Consider the following 1,556-nt stretch of genomic DNA (forward strand, 5'->3'; position numbering starts at 1 on the left):
ATCATCAGCGAGTGCTTCGAAATTAATTACAGTGATTGGCATGCCAGTGATTGTTGATTCGTGCTCTGTGTAATAACTTGATTCTGGAGTGATAAGTCCCTTTTCTTGAGAGAATGCATGAATGTGAACGCCTAATTCTTTGGCTAATTTAGCCAATACTTTAGCGTCTTTGCCTGTGATGATTTGGCTACGAATGATTTCTTCGCTTTTTACTCTTTGAACAAGAGAGGCGTTATAGCTAAGAACGTAATCTTCGTCACTCGTCATGCCCAATTCTTTAAGTTGAGATTTCATGCCATTCAGAGGGCGGCCTGATGCAAGCACAACGACAACACCTTGTTCTCGAGCGGCAGCGATGGCTGCTTTGTTTTCAGGTGAGATTTGTTTGTCTGAATTTAACAGTGTGCCATCCATATCAAGAGCAATTAATTTGTACATTCTTTTTCACCATAGTGGTTTAAATTACCTGAAGGTAGCTTACCTGATTTTTGTGAAAAAAATACTATATACTGTGGCTGATTTTTACTACCGATTAAGACCTATGAAACTAAGTACTCGTTTAGATACCATCAAGAATAAAGTGACCGTTCACTATGATCATATTTGGGATTGTTGTTGTGACCATGGTCAGCTTGGTGTTGCACTATTATCATCTCTGCCACACAGTGTGATTCATTTTGTTGATGTTGTAGATGAATTGATGATTAACCTAGAGGCGCAGCTTGATAAGCATGCCGCTGAGATTCAATCTAGATGGCAGGTGCATTGCATGGATGTAAGCCAACTATCAATCATCAATGATCAAAAAAATCTTATCATTATTGCTGGGGTAGGAGGCGAGTTACTGATTGAACTTGTTCGTTCTATTCGACAACGTAATAAAAATGCAGAGTTGGAATTTATTCTTTGTCCGGTATTGCACAATTATCGAGTGAGAGAAGAGCTTATAACAATGGGTTTTGGATTAAATTCAGAAACCTTAGTAAAAGAGAATAAGCGTTTTTATGAAGTAATGCATGTATCTAATCGTGCACTAAAACCGTTGTCTAAAACGGGGTCTGAAATGTGGAATTCAACCGATGTAGATCATCGAGAATATTTAGATAAAACAATCGCACATTACCAACGAATGGAAGTAAGCGTAGATAAAAAAAACAAAATTAGTGAACTGTACAAGTTGTTGTTAACTTCATAAATTGAGCACTATTAAGAAACACGACAAATAGATAGGTAAAGCGAAAGGTTATCAAAGAGATAAGCCTATATCGTAGGATTATGGTTTAGGCATATTTTCAATTAAATCAATTTATTATGCCAGTGCTTTTTAGCATCTAATATTTTAGAATTTTAGAGTTAAGAAAATTAAGGAACCATAATGGAAAATTTTGATTTAAAACAAAAGTTACTTCTTAAAACAATGCAAAAGGATTTTGATTTAGCTTTTGAAACGAAAGCGCTTAAAAATGATGAGCTAATTAAAATGCTTAAATATTTTGTTATGAAATTTGAGTCTATTCGTTAGCAATGTGAAATTACACTAGTTAATTTCACATTGC

The 1,556-nt window shown here is 35.1% G+C and carries 3 protein-coding genes; 2 read left to right on the plus strand and 1 reads right to left on the minus strand.

Going from position 1 to position 1,556, the window contains the following annotated elements:
• On the minus strand, window positions 1-438 hold a 438-nt coding region (locus AACV33_RS02960; RefSeq protein WP_182700723.1), incomplete at its 3' end, for an HAD-IIB family hydrolase.
• Window positions 439-541: 103 nt separating this feature from the next.
• On the opposite strand from AACV33_RS02960, the gene AACV33_RS02965 reads away from it, so the two are divergent.
• Both AACV33_RS02965 and AACV33_RS02970 read left to right on the plus strand, forming a co-directional pair.
• Complete coding sequence (locus tag AACV33_RS02965; RefSeq protein WP_023604240.1) at window positions 542-1,195, plus strand: tRNA (adenine(22)-N(1))-methyltransferase; 654 nt, start codon at window positions 542-544, stop codon at window positions 1,193-1,195.
• Window positions 1,196-1,375: 180 nt separating this feature from the next.
• Window positions 1,376-1,522, plus strand: coding sequence for a hypothetical protein (locus AACV33_RS02970; RefSeq protein ID WP_023604241.1), 147 nt, complete (start codon window positions 1,376-1,378; stop codon window positions 1,520-1,522).
• The last annotated feature ends 34 nt before the right edge of the window (window positions 1,523-1,556 follow it).

Source organism: Aliivibrio sp. SR45-2, from assembly GCF_963890165.1.
In the GTDB taxonomy this organism is placed as follows: Bacteria; Pseudomonadota; Gammaproteobacteria; order Enterobacterales; family Vibrionaceae; genus Aliivibrio; species Aliivibrio salmonicida.